The sequence below is a fragment of the Collimonas fungivorans genome (genome assembly GCF_028292705.1).
Taxonomy (GTDB): Bacteria; Pseudomonadota; Gammaproteobacteria; order Burkholderiales; family Burkholderiaceae_D; genus Collimonas; species Collimonas fungivorans_B.
In genome coordinates, this window is record NZ_JAQGLV010000230.1 from 1 (window position 1) to 15,130 (window position 15,130).

Here is a 15,130-nt window from a genome sequence, read left to right on the forward strand (position 1 = left end):
TCTGTACCGCTACACCCCACAGGGCCTGTCGCTGCCGATGGTGTCCCGGCTGATCGTCTCGAACGGCCTGGCCTGGTCGCCTGACGGCCGCACCATGTATCTCTCCGATTCGCACGCATCGCGCCAGTTGGTCTGGACCTACGACTACGACATCGACGACGGCATTCCCAGCGCCCAGCGGATTTTTGTCGACATGAATCAGCATCCCGGCAGGCCGGACGGCGCTGCCGTCGATATCGACGGCTGTTACTGGATATGCGGCAACGACGGCAGCTGTGTCCTGCGGTTTACCCCTGAAGGAAAACTGGACCGGAAGATCGACCTGCCGATGACAAAACCCGCGATGTGCGCGTTTGGCGGCGCCGGCCTGGATACCTTGCTGGTGACATCCATCAGCGCCGGCCTGGCGGCAGACGATCAATGGGCCGGTGCAACGGTGACATTGCGCCCCGGCGTGGCCGGCATGCCCGAGACGGCATTCCGGACCTGAGCGGCGGGGCAGCGGGGCGCCGCGGTTTTGTAAATCACGCAACGATTTTTTGTAAATAAATAAAAACCAGGAGACAGAAAAATGAAGAAATACCTATCCATGCTCTGCATGGCCGGCGCGCTGTCGTTGCCGCTGTGCGCGCCGTCCGCTTTCGCCAGGGAATTCCGCGACGCCGATGTGCAGCCCGCCGATTACCCGACGGTAGCGGCCGTCAACTACATGTCTGACCTGCTCAAGCAGGGCAGCAAGGGCAAATACAGCATCAAGGTGTATCCCAACAGCCAGCTGGGCAGCGAGCCGGATACCGTGGAGCAGGTGAAGCTGGGAGCGATTGAATTTACCCGCACCCACGCCAGCGTGCTCAACGCCATCTGCCCGGAAACGATGCTGCCTTCCTTGCCGTTCGTGTTCCGCGACAAGGAACACATGCGGCACGTGCTGGACGGGCCGATCGGCGACGACATCCTGCGCGCCTGCGAATCGCACGGCCTGGTCGGCCTGGCGTTCTACGATTCGGGCGCGCGCTTTTTCTACACAAAAAAGCAGATCAAGAACCTGGCGGACCTGAAGGGCATGAAGATCCGCGTTCCGCAGTCCGAGCTGTCGGTGGCGATGCTGCAGGCGCTGCACGCCAATGCGACGCCGATGGCGACTTCCGAGGTCTACACCGGGATCAAGAGCGGCATCGTCGATGGCGCCGAAAACAACTGGCCTACTTACCAGACCGCGCACCATTTCGAGATCGCGCCCTACGTGCTGCTGGACGAGCATGACATGACGCCGGAAATCCTGCTGATGTCGAAAGTGATCTACGACAAGCTGTCGGCCGACGACCAGAAAATGATCCGCCAGGCAGCCAAGGCATCGGTGCCTTACATGCGCAAGCTGTGGGACGAGAAAGAAATTTCCTCGCGCGCCATTGTCGAAAAAGCCGGGGTGCACATCACTGCGGCGAACAAGGCGGAGTTCCAGGCCAGCATGGCCCCGGTCTACGCGAAATTCGTGACCACGCCGGCCATGAAAGACATGCTCAAGCGCATCCAGGAAACCAAATAAGGTCGCCTCTTCTTTCCCTGTCAAGGAACCGCTCATGACACATGTCAATAAAGCAGGCGAGGCGATTGACGACAAGCTGCCGATCGCCTTGTTGCCGCCGTTTACGTTTCTTACCCGATGCAACGCCTGGCTGTCGCTGATGTGCATGCGTCTGGCGGTGCTCGGCCTGGTGCTGATTGCGATTGCCGTATTCGGCCAGATTTTCGGCCGCTACGTGCTCAACAACAGCCCCTCCTGGACCGAGGCGCTGGCCTTGCTCATGGTGCTGTATGTCACCAATATAGGCGTCGCCGTCTGCGTGCGCGACGACCGCCACATGGGCGTCGAACTGCTGACCGGCGCGTTGCCGCCGAAGGTAAGGGTGCCGCTGAAGATTTTCATCCACCTGCTGGTCATCCTGTTTGCGGTCCTGATGATCTGGAACGGCTGGATCCTCGGCCGCCAGATCATCGACTACATGATCCCCAACCTCGGTGTTTCGCAGGGCTTGACCTACTGGCCGCTGATGCTGTCCGGCACCCTGATCGTCCTGTTCTCGATTGAGCACATCATCGCATTGCTGCAACGTACAAGGGTCGTTCCATCATGGCATTAACTCTACTGTCGCTCAGTTTCCTGGTGCTGTTGCTGATCGGCGTACCGATATCGTTTTCCATCGGCCTGTCGGCGATCGCCACCATATTTTACGAAGGCTTGCCGATCGCCGTGATTTTCCAGCGGATGACGGCCGGCATGAGCGTATTTTCCTTCCTCACGATTCCGTTCTTCATCTTCGCCGGCGAGCTGATGCTATACGGCGGCATCGCCGACCGCATCATCCAGTGCGCGCGCGGCGTGGTAGGACACATCCGCGGCGGGCTCGGCATGACCAATGTGCTGGCGTGCACCTTGTTCGGTGGCGTCTCGGGATCGCCGGTGGCGGACATTTCCGCCATGGGCGCGGTCATGATCCCGATGATGAAGCGCGAGAATTACGATACCGACTATGCGGTCAACGTCACCACCCATTCGTCGCTGGTGGGGGTGCTGATGCCGACCTCGCATAACATCATCATCTACGCTTTGGTCGCCGGCGGCGGCGTGTCGATCACTACCCTGATCCTGGCGGGGCTGCTGCCGGCCCTGATCCTGACCCTGGCCAACCTTACTGTCGCCTACCTGGTGGCGGTCCACCGCGGCTATCCCGCCGGCACGTTCCTCGGCTGGTCGGTGGCGCTGCGCAGCATCCTGCGCGCGGTGCCGGGGCTGATGGTCGTGATCATCATCATTGCCGGCATCACTTCGGGCGTCTTTACCGCGACCGAGTCCGCCGCCATCGCCGTGTTTTATGCACTGATCCTCACCACCCTGGTGTACCGCAGCCTGAGCTGGGCCGATTTCCTGAAGGCAGCGGTCAAGTCGGTCAAGACTACCGGCGTGATACTGATGCTGATCAGCATTTCATCGGCGTTCGGCTACCTGATCAGCCTGTACAGCGTGGCCGATACGGTGGGCGATGCGCTGATGGCGGTGAGCAGCAACCCGATCGTGATTTTCCTGCTGATCAACCTGGCCTTGCTGCTGTTCGGCACGTTTCTCGACATGGCTGCGCACATCCTGATCTGCACGCCGATCTTCCTGCCGATCTGCGAGCACTTCGGGATGGGGCCGGTGCAGTTCGGCATGATGTTGCTGATCAACTGCTCGCTGGGACTGAATGCGCCGCCGATCGGCGCGGCGCAGATCATCGGCTGCACTATCGGCGGCATCCGCATGGGGGAAATCATGCGCACCATCTGGCCGTTTTACCTGGCACTCCTGGTCACTCTGTTGCTGGTCACTTTTGTGCCGGGGTTTTCGCTGTGGATACCTGCCTGGTTTGCATGACGTTTTTGTGGCGATGAATTCAGCCGGCATCCAGACCGGATGCCGGCAGGATGAGGGAAGTTGTGTCGTACGACCTAATCAATAAAAAATATCAGGAGACAACGTGCAAAAAAAACTAATCCTGGCCGGGGCCTTGATTGGCTCCGCCATGCCCTGCGCGCAAGTACTGGCGCAATCCCAGAGCAACGTGACGATCTACGGCGACGTTGACCAGTACATCGGTTATATCCATAGCGACAGCGGCAAGAGCGTGACCGGCGTCAACGACGGCGCGTTCCTGCGTAGCCGGATCGGCGTACGCGGACAGGAGGACCTGGGCGATGGCTACCAGGCCGTGTTTACGCTGGAAAACGGATTCGGCGCCAACAACGGCGCCATGGCCGACACCACGCGCCTGTTCGACCGCCAGGCATGGGTCGGCATCGCCAGCCCGGCGGGAACCTTCCGCGTGGGGCGGCAGAACACGGCGATTTTTTTCATCGGCGACGCTATCGACTACACCACGCGCACCACCTTCGGCTCCGTCATCAACACCTTCGGCGTGCCGTCGCGTTACGACAACGATATCTCCTACAAGTCTCCGCGCCTGGCCGGCCTGCAGCTGGAACTGCATTACGCGATGACGGAAACCGCCGGCCAGCACCTCGGCCAGCGCGGCGTGTACCAGCTGGGACTGGATTACCGCTACGGGCCGTTCCGCGCGGGCTACGCCGGGCTGGTCGCCAAGCCGGTCGCCGGAGCGGTGTATGACGACGCAGTCCAGTACCATAATGTTTACCTGAACTACAACTACGGCCCCGGCACGATCTATGCCGCGGCGGTACGCACCAACAATGTCACGTCTAACGCCAACGGCAACAATGCGACGGCTATCCTGAGCAACGTCAGCGCGACTGGCAATACGTTTGCCGGAACCGATCCGAACGTGAAGCGTTTCTATAATATCTACCAGCTGTCGGCGGACTATAAAATCACGCCGCAGCTGCGGGTCGGTGCGTTGTATGGGGTCATGGTGGATACATCGGGCAGCAACAGCGGGGCCAAGGGCGGCAACCTGGGGACGTTTTACGACCTGTCCAAAAGAACCATGCTGTATGGATTCGCCAACTACATGAAGAACGACAGCAATGCCGGCTTCCGTTTCGGCGGATCCGGTGCGCCTTCCGCCAACCTGGCAGGAGCGGACATCAACGGCAGGACGCTGGTGGGTTTGCAGGCGGGCATCTTGCACCGCTTTTAGCATTTCCCACAGCTGACCGGGTATTTCTTCCATCGCGGCGGACATGGCCATGTCCGCCGCATCTCTACCGCGGTGACGCGTATTTCGAGCGTGCAAACCCGTTGCACCGGCATCTGGTAGCATCTTGTTTGGCATTGACTTGTCCTGATGCAGACCTCCTCCCTAATACAGATAATTTCAGCTGCTGCAGGCTTGACCTCTCCACAACACCCGACATCTATTTCTCACAGGAACTATCATGAGCGTTACTACCCAATGGATCGACGTCAAAGCCGATGACGGCACCTTCGGCGCATACCTGGCCATCCCGCACACCGGCAAGGGCCCCGGCATCGTACTGCTGCAGGAAATTTTCGGCGTCAACGAACACATCCGCTCGGTCGCCGAGCAATACGCCGCCGACGGCTACGTAGTATTGGTGCAGGACCTGTTCTGGCGCAGCGGCAGCCATATCGAACTGGTTTACGACGAGGCCGGCTGGAAACGCGCCGTCGAGCTGATGCAAGCCACCGATTCCGCCAAGGCGCAATCGGATATCGCGCTGACCGTTGCGGCGCTGAAGGCCCGGCCTGAACTGGACGGCAAGCTGGCCGTCATCGGCTATTGCTTCGGCGGCATGCTGGCCTATAACACCGCGGCCGACGGCCTGGTCGATGCGGCGATCGCGTATTACGGCGGCGGCATCCAGAACCAGCTGCAACGCGCCGGCGACATCAATGTGCCGTTGCTGATGCATTTCGGCGGCGCCGACAGCCACATTCCGATGGCTGCCGTGCAGAGCATCGCCGAGCGTTTTGAAGACAATGATGAGGTCGAGGTCCACATCTATCCGGGCGCCGAACACGGCTTCAACTGTTCGCACCGCGCCAGCTACAACCAGCGCGCCGCGGCGGAAGCGCATGGCAATTCCCTGACTTTCCTGAGCGACAACCTGTAAGACATTTTTAAGCTCAAAAAAAACGCCAACCGATGACGGTTGGCGTTTTTGCTTTTTGCATCCTGCCGCTCTATCCGAGCGATATCGTTAACGTGGCGCAGGCTCCGCAGCCGGCGTCCGCGGCGGCGCGTTCTTCACATAGCTGTCGAACCAGCGCAGCATTTCATAGACCAGCTGCTCGTTCGATTCCATCGCTGCGTACCAGTGCGGTTCATGCGGCAGCAACACCAGGCGCGTAGTGCCGCCGTTGCCGCGGATCGCCTCGTACAGCTTGCTGGCCTGCAGCGGCGTGGTGCCCGGATTGGCGTCGTCCGCGCCATGCACGATGAGGATAGGCGTCTTCATCTTGTCGGCGAAGAAGAATGGCGACACCTTCAGGTAGACATCCTGCGCTTCCCACACCGAGCGCTGCTCGCTCTGGAAACCGAACGGCGTCAGCGTCTTGTTGTAGGAGCCGCTGGTGGCGACGCCGGCCCGGAACAGGTCGGAGTGGGCCAGCAGGTTGGCTGTCATCAGCGCGCCATGGCTGTGTCCGGTGACGCCGATACGGTCGGGATCGGCCACGCCCAGCCGCACCGACTCGTCAACCGCGGCCTTGGCGTCGGCCACCAGTTGTTCCATGTAGGTGTCGTAGGCTTTTTTCGGATCGCCGACGATGGGGAAAGCCGCGTTATCGATGATGGCGTAGCCGGCAAGCAGCAGCAGCCGGTACTGCCGCAGCCGGGTGAAGGTCTCTTGCGAGCCGGTGGTCTGGCCGGCCTTCGAGGCGTCGGCGTAATCGAGCGGGTAGGCATACAGGATAGTCGGCACGCGCGTGCCTTCCTGGTAGCCGGGCGGGGTGTACAAGGTAAACGACAAATCAAGGCCGTCTGCGCGTTTGTATTTCACCAGGCGCTTCTTGATCTCCCGCACCACTGGCGTCGGATCCGGGATGCGAGTAATGGCGGCGCTGTTCGAGACAAAGGCCGCTTCCCCGGCAGCGGCATCGATTGGGGCGCCAAGGGTGCGCAGAAATGCGTTAGGCGGATCGATCACCGACTGGCGCCAGGTCAGGAAGGTATGCGTGTCCGCTCCGGCGAAGCCCAGGAACTGCTCGTAGGAAGTCTTGTCGCTGCGGAACAGGCGTTCCGATTTCAGCGTCTTCAGGTCGAGCTTGTCAAGGAAAGGACGGTCGCCGTCCGGCGACGAGCCAACGCCGCTCAGGAAAATCGCATCCCCTTCCTGGCGCAGCACCGAGGAGCCGTTCGGCAGCTGGCGCTTCACAGGAACCCCTGGATTGGCATATTTCTCGTCGGTCGACAGGTCCCACAGCAAGCGCTGCGGCTGCTGCGGATCGTCAACATTGACCAGGAAACTGCGCCGCCAGTGGCGGTTGCGATCGTATTCCTGCAGCAGCGCCAGGCCAGGTTGCTCGGTCCAGGAGATGCCCATATAACGCTGTTCGGTGCGAGTGATCTCCAGCGGCGCCGAGGTGAACGGCGCCTTCTGCAGCATCAGCTTGTCGCGCGCAGGTACTTTGACTTTCCAGTCGCCGCCGTCCAGCGCTTCAGCCCAGACCAGCGTCGCCGGTTCGGTAGCGCGCCAGGCAAAGTCGCGCGGGCCGACAGGAACGCCGCCGATCGGGACCCGGTCCGCCAATGGCAACGAGGCGATATGCTGCACCGCTATGTTCTGCCGCTTGGCGATATCCCAAACTTCCACTTCCTGCGGAAAACGGTCAAAGGTCGTGACGTAGGAATAGGGTTTGCGGATCGAGGTAACCAGCAGATGCCGTCCATCCGGCGCCGGTCCCAGCGACTCATAGCGGCCCGGGGTGCCGAGCGGGGTCACCGTCGCGCCGGCGGCGTCAACCAGCGCCAGTTGCGAAGCCGCGTAGTAATCGAACAGGTCTTCGTCGTGCTTGTTGTTCAGCGTGTCGCGGTTTTCGTAGGTGCTGCTCTGTCCTTTGCTGCCGTTCGATTCCTGGATGCTCGGGCCATCGGGGATGGTCGGCTCAGGAGGCGGCGGGCCCATGCGTTGGGGGACCAGCTTGACCAGCAGCGTTTTCTGGTCGGGCATCCATTGCATCTGGTCTTCCAGCATCGGATTCAGGCGTGCGCCTGGAACCCGGCGTATCGCGCCGCTGCTGGCGTCGCCAATCCAGAGGTCAACCGAATCCTTGGTGACATTTTCAAAAGCAAAACGTTTGCCGTCGGCGCTCCATAGCGGCCGGCCCGGGCAGGCATCTGCGGGCAGCGTTATATGGGTTTGCGGGGTTTGCGCCCCATTGGCGATCTGCACCAGGTCAAAGCTCCTGGCGCAGGGAGTGATGCCGTAGCCGCCCGGGGTATCGTGCTTGCTGTGGTTCCCGGGTTCGACGCGCACGCCCGCCAGGCGCAGGAAAGGCGCTCCCACCCGCGAAATCGACGGATAGTCCTGCCAGGACACCAGCAGCATCCGGTCCCGCGTCGGGCTCATCACCGGCACCGGCGGCGATGGCGCACGCATGACGTCCAGGATTGCTTTGGGCGGCTGGTTGTAGCCGGAGGTGGAATTGGGTGCTGAAGCCGCGGCTGGCGATGGTGCGGCTGCGGGTGCGGCAAGCGGCGCCGATGTCGCGCCGGCCGCAAGCAGTGAGACCCAGAGACAGGTCAAGGTGGATTTTATTGCCATTAATGTCCTCAGTTTCGATTCGTCTGCAGCAAGGGTTTTGTCAGCTTGTGGCTGACCCTACCGATATTGCCATTTGACACTGGAAAAAGGGCCATTTTTTTCCGGATTTTTTCACAATCCCGCCGGCTTCCGGCGACAAGAGGACTACAAAGGCATCTTGTCCTGCAAATAGCTTTTGAGCGTTTCGATAAACAGCCTGGTTTTTGCGGGCGCAAAGCGTCGGCTTGGATAAACCGCGTGAATGTCCGCGGAATCCAGCGCGTAGTCGTCCAGCACGGTCACCAGACGGCCGGCGGCGAGATCGTCGGCGACGTCCCAGATGGAGCGCAGCGAAAGCCCATGCCCTGCCAGCACCCAGTCATGCACCAGGTCGCCGTTGTCGGTGGATAAAGCTGCGCCGACGCGAAAGGTCTGCACCGTGCCGTCGACGCGGAGCGCCCATTCGAGGCTGCTCATCCCCGGACGCAATAAAACCAGGCATTGATGCTGCAGCAAGTCGTGCGGCAGGCGAGGAGCGCCGTATTTTTCCAGATAAGACGGCGCGGCGCAGACAACCCGGCGGTTGGCTGCCAGCTTGCGCGAAATCATGCTGGAATCGTCGAGTCCGCCGATCCGGATAGCCAGGTCGAACTGCCCTTCGATCAGGTTGACGATGGAATCTGAAAGCAGCATCTGCACGGACACATTCGGATAGCGCCGGCAGAATTCGGCGGCGCACGGTCCAACCCAGTGCCGGCCAAAGGCAACCGACGCCGAGATTTTCAGCAGCCCGTGCGGTTCGGCCCTCTCTCCTGTAATTGCGTGCTCGGCATCTTCCACTTCAGACAGTATTGCCTGGCAATGCTCCAGGTAAATCCGTCCATCCTCAGTCAGGCTGAGTTGCCGCGATGTGCGATGAATCAGCTGGACGCCAAGCTCGGCTTCGATGCGCGCCAGCCGTTTGCTCGCCACCGCAGGGGAAAGTCCCAGCTCCCGGCCCGCTGCCGACAGGCTTCCTGCCGTGGTTGCCCTGACAAAAAGAACGATGTCGGTTAATTCAACCATGGTCCTCGTCTCCTTTACTTATTGCCGCCCAGATTACTGGCAGGATGCTGTCATCTTCAATATTTTGGAAAACATGATTCTCTATTTTCCTGTCTTCAGTTCGAATTTGGAAAAGATGATAATACATCCATCGAAGCACTGGCCTGGCAGCTTTTGCAAACCAGCAGCAAAAATGCAGGATCCGGGCAGGCGAACCTGGCCAGGCTCCTGGATCACATTCAGTTAACCGCCCCATTTCATGCAGGAGATCCGTTATGCCCATTCCTATTCTCGCGCTGGCCCTGGCGGCATTCGCTATCGGCACCACCGAATTCGTCATCATGGGCATCTTGCCCCAAGTGGCGAGCGACTTGAGCGTGTCCATCCCGTCCGCCGGTTTCCTGGTCAGCGGCTATGCGCTGGGAGTGGCGGTGGGGGCGCCGATATTGTCGGTACTGACAAGGCACATCCCGAAGAAAAAGGCGCTGCTGCTGTTGATGGCGATCTTCATCGCGGGCAACCTGCTCTCGGCGGTGGCGCCGAATTATGAGGTATTGATGGCGTCGCGCGTTGTCGCCTCTTTCGCCCATGGTTCGTTCTTCGGTATCGGTGCGGTGGTGGCGGCAGGCCTGGTCGCCGAAAATAAACGCGCCAGCGCGATTGCCCTCATGTTCACTGGCCTCACGCTGGCGAATGTCCTGGGAGTGCCGCTGGGCACGCTGCTCGGCCAGGCCTACGGCTGGCGCGCAACGTTCTGGGCCGTGTCTTCCTTAGGCGTCGTCGCCGCAATCGCGACTTATGTCCTGGTGCCGCGTATCGAAAACACCAAGGACATCGATTTCATGGCGGAAATGAGCGTCCTCAAGCAGCCACAGGTGTTGCTCGCTTTGCTGATGACGATTCTCGGCTTCGGCGGCATCTTCACTGCATTCACCTATATCACTCCGCTACTGCAAGAGATCACGGGATTCAGCCCGCACGGCGTCACGGTCATCCTGTTTTTGTTCGGCGTCGGTCTTACCCTTGGCAACACAATAGGCGGCAAGCTGGCTGACTGGAAACTGATGCCGTCGCTGGTGGCGATCCTGATCGCACTGGCAATCGTCGAAGCCGCTTTCAGTTTTACTGTCTACTCCAAGCTCGCCACCGCGATCACTGTCCTGCTATGGGGAATCGCAGGGTTTGCTACCGTGCCGGCGCTGCAGATCCGGGTTGTCACCCAGGCCGAATCTGCGCCGAACCTGGCCTCGACCCTGAACATCGGGGCTTTCAACCTGGGCAATGCCGGCGGCGCCTTTCTCGGCGGCTTGGTCATCAGCGGCGGCGGTTTGCGCAACCTGCCGCTGGCTGCAGCCGGTGTGGCGATACTTGCAGTGATCGTCACAGTGGTCAGCATGAAACTGGAAAGCAACGGCAAGCTGGCGGAGGCCTACCAGTAACGGACAACACAAGAGCGATGCCTATGGTAATATACGAAACGTATATAAACCGTATAAAAGAAAGTCACCATGGGCATCGTCAAAATCTCCGATCTAATGCATGACAACCTGCGCACCGCAAGCGATGCGCTGAGCCGATCCATCAATGCCCAGGCTGAGCACTGGATGCGTATCGGCATGTTGTCCGAACTGCATCCGGAGTTGTGCCACGGCGAGATCTGCCAGTTGCTGATGCGCGCCAGGCAGGCGGGCGACGAAAGCCTGGCGTTCTTTACGCAGGAGAGCGCGGCTGCGCCTGCCGTATCGAAGGTAGCGAAGGCAGCGAAGGCAACGCGAAAGGCCGTGCGATGAGTCGGCCGATCCTGAAGTCGGCAGCCGACATCGCCAAGGCGCGCATCGCTGGCGGCCTGGCTGCCGATGTGCTGCGGATGATCTCGGAACATGTGAAACCCGGCGTCAGCACCGAGGAGCTGGACCGCCTGTGCCATGACCACATCGTCCATGTGCAGAAAGCGGTACCGGCAAACATTGGCTACCACGGCTTCCCGAAGACGATATGCGTCTCGGTCAACCACGTGGTTTGCCATGGCATCCCGTCGTCGCAGAAGATCTTGAAGAAGGGCGATATCATCAACATCGACGTGGCAGTCATCGCCGACGGCTGGTTCGGCGACACCAGCCGCATGTACTTTGTCGGCGAGCCCAGCCCGCTGGCGCGCCGGCTGGTGGAAACGACCTACGAAGCGATGCGGGCCGGCATCCTGCAAGTACGGCCCGGCGCCACGCTGGGAGATGTTGGACATGCCATCCAGACCGTGGCCCACCGCGAGCGCTTCAGCGTCGTGCGCGAATACTGCGGACACGGCATCGGCCAGATCTACCACGAAGACCTGCAGGTGCTGCACTACGGTAACCGGGGCGAAGGGCTGCGTCTGGAGCCCGGCATGGTGTTTACCATCGAGCCGATGCTCAATGCCGGCAAGCGCGAAACCAAAGAACTGGCCGACGGCTGGACCGTGGTCACCCGGGATCACTCCTTGTCCGCCCAATGGGAGCATATGGTAGCGGTGACGGCCGACGGCTTTGAGCTGCTGACGCCCTGGCCGGATGGCACCGGCTCCTATGCCGCGATCGCCTGAGAATTTTTTTTCACCCCGCCACAATATTCCTTATTGTGAAACGTCTTCATTGGTATGAGCCCGCCGAACAGCCCGCAGCCGATGAACGACCAGGACCGAGACATCACTGCGACTGTCTTGCGCGAGCGCGCCAGGCTCGGGAATTTTATCCTGCGCCGGGTGCGCGATCAGGACGAGGCGGACGACATCCTGCAGGATGTGTTCCAGGAATTCGTCCAGGCCTGCCGCCTTCCCGCCCCGATCGAACAAGCGAGTGCGTGGCTGTTCCGTGTCGCGCGCAATCGCATCATTGACCGTTTCCGCAAGAAGAAAGAACTGTCGGTAAACGAGACTGGCGACGATCCGGATGACCCGGACGGCGAGTACCGGCTCGATCTTGTGCTGCCGGCGCCCGACGGTCCGGAGGCTGCGCACGCCAGGTCGGCATTGCTGGCGGAACTGCAGCAAGCCCTCGATGAACTGCCGGCAAACCAGCGCGATGTGTTCATCGGACACGAACTCGAAGGACTCAGTTTCAAGGAAATGGCCTCGCAAAGCGGTGTCGCCGTGAACACCCTGCTGGCGCGCAAGCGCTACGCGGTGCTGTATCTGCGTACCCGCCTGCAGACGATTTATGACGAATTTGATATGTAAGTAAAGGAGCAGAAAGATGAAAACGAGATTTCTGGGAAAATTGCTGATAATGCTGGCGATCGCCGCTGTGCTTGGCGCCGCTGTCATGGTGTTATGGAACCTGGTAATGCCCGGGCTGTTCGCCGGCAGTCACCCGATTGACTACTGGCATGCGCTCGGCTTGCTGGTGCTCAGCCGGATCCTGTTCGGCGGATTCCGCGGACACGGCGGATGGCATGGCCGCCGGCGCTGGCAAAAATGGCAAGCCATGACGGCGGAAGAGCGCGAGCAATTCCGCAAAGACCGCTCGGAGTTTTGCCGGAAAAGTGAAGAATGAGCGCGGCTGAAACCGCGGCGGCCGTTTGCAAGCAGGAACCGGGGGTCATCATCCCGGTTGTCAGCCTGAAACGCTGCGAAGGCAAGGGCGATTGTGTGGAGGTCTGTCCGGAAAACGTGTTCCAGGTCCGGCGTATCGACGACAGCGATTATCAAAACCTTGGTACATTACAGAAATTCAAATTACGCGTGCACGGCATGAAGGTCGCCTACACGCCAAACGCCGATGCGTGCCGGTCATGTGGTTTATGCGTCAGCGCGTGTCCCGAACATGCCATCACCCTTCAACGTTCCCCAGCCAGCATATGACGCCAGCAAACACCTCGCAGCCTTTGCAGTTTTCCCGTTACCAGAAATTTGTCGTCGGCATGCTGGCATTCCTGCAGTTTGCCGTCATCCTCGATTTCATGCTGATGTCGCCGCTGGGCGCCGTGATCATGCCGGCACTGGCCATCGGTCCGAAGCAGTTCGGGCTGGTGGTCTCCGCCTATGCGTTCAGCGCCGGCCTGTCGGGATTGCTGACAGCCGGTTTCGCCGACCGTTTCGACCGCAAGAAGCTCCTGCTGTTCTTCTATACCGGCTTCATCATCGGAACATTGTGGTGCGGGCTAGCGCAAAGCTTCGAGAGCCTGCTGCTGGCGCGCATCGTCACGGGTCTGTTCGGCGGCGTCATCGGTTCGGTGGTGCTGGCCATCTCGACTGACCTGTTCCCGGTGCAGATGCGCGGCCGCGTGATGGGCCTGATCCAGACCGCATTCGCCGCAAGCCAGGTACTGGGCATCCCGATCGGGCTGTACCTGTCCAACCGCTGGGACTGGCATGTGCCGTTTATGGCGATGGCCGCGCTTGGCGTGGTCGGCGGGTTGTTCGTGACGTGGCGCATGCAGCCGGTCACCGCTCACCTTGCAGTGCCGCAGGAGCATAGTCCGTGGATGCATCTGTTTCACACGGTCACCGAGCCGCGCTACCTGATGGCTTTCGCCACCACCGCATTGCTGACCACCGGCGGCTTCATGCTGATGCCTTTCAGCAGCGCGTATGCGGTGAGCAACCTGGGTATCGACTTGCACAGCCTGCCCACGGTCTACCTGGTCACGGGGCTGTGCACCATCTTCTTCGGCCCCATGATCGGCAAGGCCGCCGATGCATTCGGCAAGTTCCGCGTGTTAATACTCGGCACGGCGCTGTCGATCCTCATGGTGCTGATCTATACCCACCTCGGACCGACCTCCCTGCCTTTGCTTATCGTCGTCAACGCCTTCATGTTCGTCGGGATCTTCTCGCGCATGATTCCGTTCCAGGCGCTGGTGTCATCGGTGCCGGCAACTACCCAGCGCGGCTCCTTCAACGCCATCAGCGCGTCGATCCAGCAACTGTCGGGTGGCATAGCCTCCGTCGTCGCCGGCCACATCGTCACGCTCGGGGCGGATGGCAAGCTGCAGCACTTCGACACGGTCGGCTACGTGGTGGTCGGCACATCGCTGGTGGCGCTGATGCTGCTGTGGCGTCTGCAGCGCAGCCCGGGGAGCGGGCCGACGCCGCAGCCTGCAACAACAGTCGTGTAAGCCGAGAATTGCCTAGGGTGGCTGAATTTAGTGGAATTGCTGAGCGATCGCGCCTGATCCCACTGCAAACTCGACTTTGGCCAATGCCCCATTGACAAGCGAAAGCTGGGGCGGAAGATGTCCGATATCCAGGTCGTAAAGCACGGGGAAATGCATTCCGCCCAGTGCGGAGTGGACAGCATTCATGTAAGTGAAGTCATCTGAGGAGTTGTCATCCGGGGCCGCGTTGCGTCCCAAAAGAATGCCATGCAACCCATCAAACCAGCCATTCATGCGCAGGCAGTGCAGAGCTCGGGCTACCTCGAAAGGAGTCAACTCCGCATTCTCGAGATAGAGCAATGTGCCTTCATTGCCGGACGAAGTTATGAAGGCGGGGACATTCCCGTACCGAGTTCCAGCAAGCCGTGACAGCGTATCGAGGCAGCCGCCGATGAGCCGTCCTTCCATGCGAAGCGGAGCATCGGCGCCGTCGAGCCGTTTCCACTGCGTTTTGTCGCCAGCGACCAAGTTCGCATCCGGATTGATTTTCCAGTCTGCGCCAACGCGCTCGAATTCTCCTGATGAGCGCTGATGAAAATCCGTATCACGGGGAGCGGCGAGCAAGGCCCATAGGTCGGCCGTTGTCTCATCGACCGCGGATGCCCCTAACTGCATGAGATTGGGGCCATGCACTGTGGCCCATCCTGCGATAGTGGTCAGCGGAAGATGCAAGGTGCTCAGGTCCGAGAAGCCAGAGAACCATTTGGCAGGGCTTGAAGCCAGCGCATTAAAGTCG

General features: G+C 60.5%; 16 protein-coding genes. 13 read left to right on the forward strand and 3 right to left on the reverse strand.

Annotated elements, in window-relative coordinates:
* The 6 genes from JWQ61_RS13150 to JWQ61_RS13175 all read left to right on the forward strand — a co-directional run.
* The coding region (locus JWQ61_RS13150; RefSeq protein WP_304360917.1) for an SMP-30/gluconolactonase/LRE family protein at positions 1-490 on the forward strand (490 nt) is incomplete at its 5' end.
* A gap of 81 nt (positions 491-571) precedes the next feature.
* A complete protein-coding gene (locus JWQ61_RS13155) occupies positions 572-1,546 on the forward strand; it encodes a TRAP transporter substrate-binding protein (RefSeq protein ID WP_304360918.1) in 975 nt (324 codons plus the stop codon).
* A 34-nt stretch (positions 1,547-1,580) separates the two neighbouring features.
* Positions 1,581-2,141, forward strand: coding sequence for a TRAP transporter small permease (locus JWQ61_RS13160; protein ID WP_014004250.1), 561 nt, complete (start codon positions 1,581-1,583; stop codon positions 2,139-2,141).
* Positions 2,132-3,412 (forward strand): TRAP transporter large permease, encoded by a 1,281-nt coding sequence (locus JWQ61_RS13165; protein ID WP_304360919.1) that lies wholly within the window; start codon positions 2,132-2,134, stop codon positions 3,410-3,412. The genes JWQ61_RS13160 and JWQ61_RS13165 overlap by 10 nt, the downstream gene beginning before the upstream one ends.
* A gap of 148 nt (positions 3,413-3,560) precedes the next feature.
* Positions 3,561-4,652, forward strand: coding sequence for a porin (locus tag JWQ61_RS13170; protein WP_304360931.1), 1,092 nt, complete (start codon positions 3,561-3,563; stop codon positions 4,650-4,652).
* A gap of 238 nt (positions 4,653-4,890) precedes the next feature.
* Entirely contained in the window at positions 4,891-5,589 is a 699-nt protein-coding gene (locus JWQ61_RS13175) for a dienelactone hydrolase family protein (protein WP_304360920.1), read from the forward strand.
* A gap of 87 nt (positions 5,590-5,676) precedes the next feature.
* Here the strand turns inward: JWQ61_RS13175 and JWQ61_RS13180 are convergent, their stop codons facing one another.
* Both JWQ61_RS13180 and JWQ61_RS13185 read right to left on the reverse strand, forming a co-directional pair.
* Entirely contained in the window at positions 5,677-8,241 is a 2,565-nt protein-coding gene (locus tag JWQ61_RS13180) for a prolyl oligopeptidase family serine peptidase (protein ID WP_304360921.1), read from the reverse strand.
* Between the two features lie 144 nt (positions 8,242-8,385).
* Entirely contained in the window at positions 8,386-9,285 is a 900-nt protein-coding gene (locus tag JWQ61_RS13185; RefSeq protein WP_304360922.1) for a LysR family transcriptional regulator, read from the reverse strand.
* 254 nt (positions 9,286-9,539) lie between these two features.
* On the opposite strand from JWQ61_RS13185, the gene JWQ61_RS13190 reads away from it, so the two are divergent.
* The 7 genes from JWQ61_RS13190 (at position 9,540) to JWQ61_RS13220 (ending at position 14,355) form a co-directional block, all read left to right on the forward strand.
* Entirely contained in the window at positions 9,540-10,703 is a 1,164-nt protein-coding gene (locus tag JWQ61_RS13190) for an MFS transporter (RefSeq protein WP_304360923.1), read from the forward strand.
* 69 nt (positions 10,704-10,772) lie between these two features.
* Positions 10,773-11,054 (forward strand): ParD-like family protein, encoded by a 282-nt coding sequence (locus JWQ61_RS13195; protein WP_304360924.1) that lies wholly within the window; start codon positions 10,773-10,775, stop codon positions 11,052-11,054.
* Positions 11,051-11,842 carry a type I methionyl aminopeptidase gene (gene map / locus JWQ61_RS13200; RefSeq protein ID WP_304360925.1) on the forward strand — a complete coding sequence of 264 codons (792 nt, stop codon included), beginning with the start codon at positions 11,051-11,053 and terminating at the stop codon, positions 11,840-11,842. Before JWQ61_RS13195 ends, map begins: the two co-directional genes overlap by 4 nt.
* Before the next feature lie 54 nt (positions 11,843-11,896).
* A complete protein-coding gene (locus JWQ61_RS13205; protein WP_304360926.1) occupies positions 11,897-12,475 on the forward strand; it encodes an RNA polymerase sigma factor in 579 nt (192 codons plus the stop codon).
* Positions 12,476-12,491: 16 nt separating this feature from the next.
* Positions 12,492-12,791 (forward strand): hypothetical protein, encoded by a 300-nt coding sequence (locus tag JWQ61_RS13210; RefSeq protein WP_304360927.1) that lies wholly within the window; start codon positions 12,492-12,494, stop codon positions 12,789-12,791.
* Complete coding sequence (locus JWQ61_RS13215; RefSeq protein ID WP_304360928.1) at positions 12,788-13,099, forward strand: ferredoxin family protein; 312 nt, start codon at positions 12,788-12,790, stop codon at positions 13,097-13,099. Before JWQ61_RS13210 ends, JWQ61_RS13215 begins: the two co-directional genes overlap by 4 nt.
* Positions 13,096-14,355: an MFS transporter gene (locus JWQ61_RS13220; protein ID WP_304360929.1), complete on the forward strand. Its 1,260-nt coding sequence runs from the start codon at positions 13,096-13,098 to the stop codon at positions 14,353-14,355. The genes JWQ61_RS13215 and JWQ61_RS13220 overlap by 4 nt, the downstream gene beginning before the upstream one ends.
* A 27-nt stretch (positions 14,356-14,382) precedes the next feature.
* Here the strand turns inward: JWQ61_RS13220 and JWQ61_RS13225 are convergent.
* On the reverse strand, positions 14,383-15,130 hold a 748-nt coding region (locus JWQ61_RS13225; RefSeq protein WP_304360930.1), incomplete at its 5' end, for an LD-carboxypeptidase.

Excerpts from the sequence above, each read along its gene's own strand:
- JWQ61_RS13195 (WP_304360924.1), top strand. The coding sequence starts at position 10,773 with ATGGGCATCGTCAAAATCTCCGATCTAATGCATGACAACCTGCGCACC.
- JWQ61_RS13155 (WP_304360918.1), top strand. The coding sequence starts at position 572 with ATGAAGAAATACCTATCCATGCTCTGCATGGCCGGCGCGCTGTCGTTG.
- JWQ61_RS13205 (WP_304360926.1), top strand. The coding sequence starts at position 11,897 with ATGAGCCCGCCGAACAGCCCGCAGCCGATGAACGACCAGGACCGAGAC.
- JWQ61_RS13215 (WP_304360928.1), top strand. The coding sequence starts at position 12,788 with ATGAGCGCGGCTGAAACCGCGGCGGCCGTTTGCAAGCAGGAACCGGGG.
- JWQ61_RS13170 (WP_304360931.1), top strand. The coding sequence starts at position 3,561 with ATGCCCTGCGCGCAAGTACTGGCGCAATCCCAGAGCAACGTGACGATC.
- JWQ61_RS13185 (WP_304360922.1), bottom strand. The coding sequence starts at position 9,285 with ATGGTTGAATTAACCGACATCGTTCTTTTTGTCAGGGCAACCACGGCA.
- map (WP_304360925.1), top strand. The coding sequence starts at position 11,051 with ATGAGTCGGCCGATCCTGAAGTCGGCAGCCGACATCGCCAAGGCGCGC.
- JWQ61_RS13220 (WP_304360929.1), top strand. The coding sequence starts at position 13,096 with ATGACGCCAGCAAACACCTCGCAGCCTTTGCAGTTTTCCCGTTACCAG.
- JWQ61_RS13180 (WP_304360921.1), bottom strand. The coding sequence starts at position 8,241 with ATGGCAATAAAATCCACCTTGACCTGTCTCTGGGTCTCACTGCTTGCG.
- JWQ61_RS13160 (WP_014004250.1), top strand. The coding sequence starts at position 1,581 with ATGACACATGTCAATAAAGCAGGCGAGGCGATTGACGACAAGCTGCCG.
- JWQ61_RS13175 (WP_304360920.1), top strand. The coding sequence starts at position 4,891 with ATGAGCGTTACTACCCAATGGATCGACGTCAAAGCCGATGACGGCACC.
- JWQ61_RS13165 (WP_304360919.1), top strand. The coding sequence starts at position 2,132 with ATGGCATTAACTCTACTGTCGCTCAGTTTCCTGGTGCTGTTGCTGATC.
- JWQ61_RS13210 (WP_304360927.1), top strand. The coding sequence starts at position 12,492 with ATGAAAACGAGATTTCTGGGAAAATTGCTGATAATGCTGGCGATCGCC.
- JWQ61_RS13190 (WP_304360923.1), top strand. The coding sequence starts at position 9,540 with ATGCCCATTCCTATTCTCGCGCTGGCCCTGGCGGCATTCGCTATCGGC.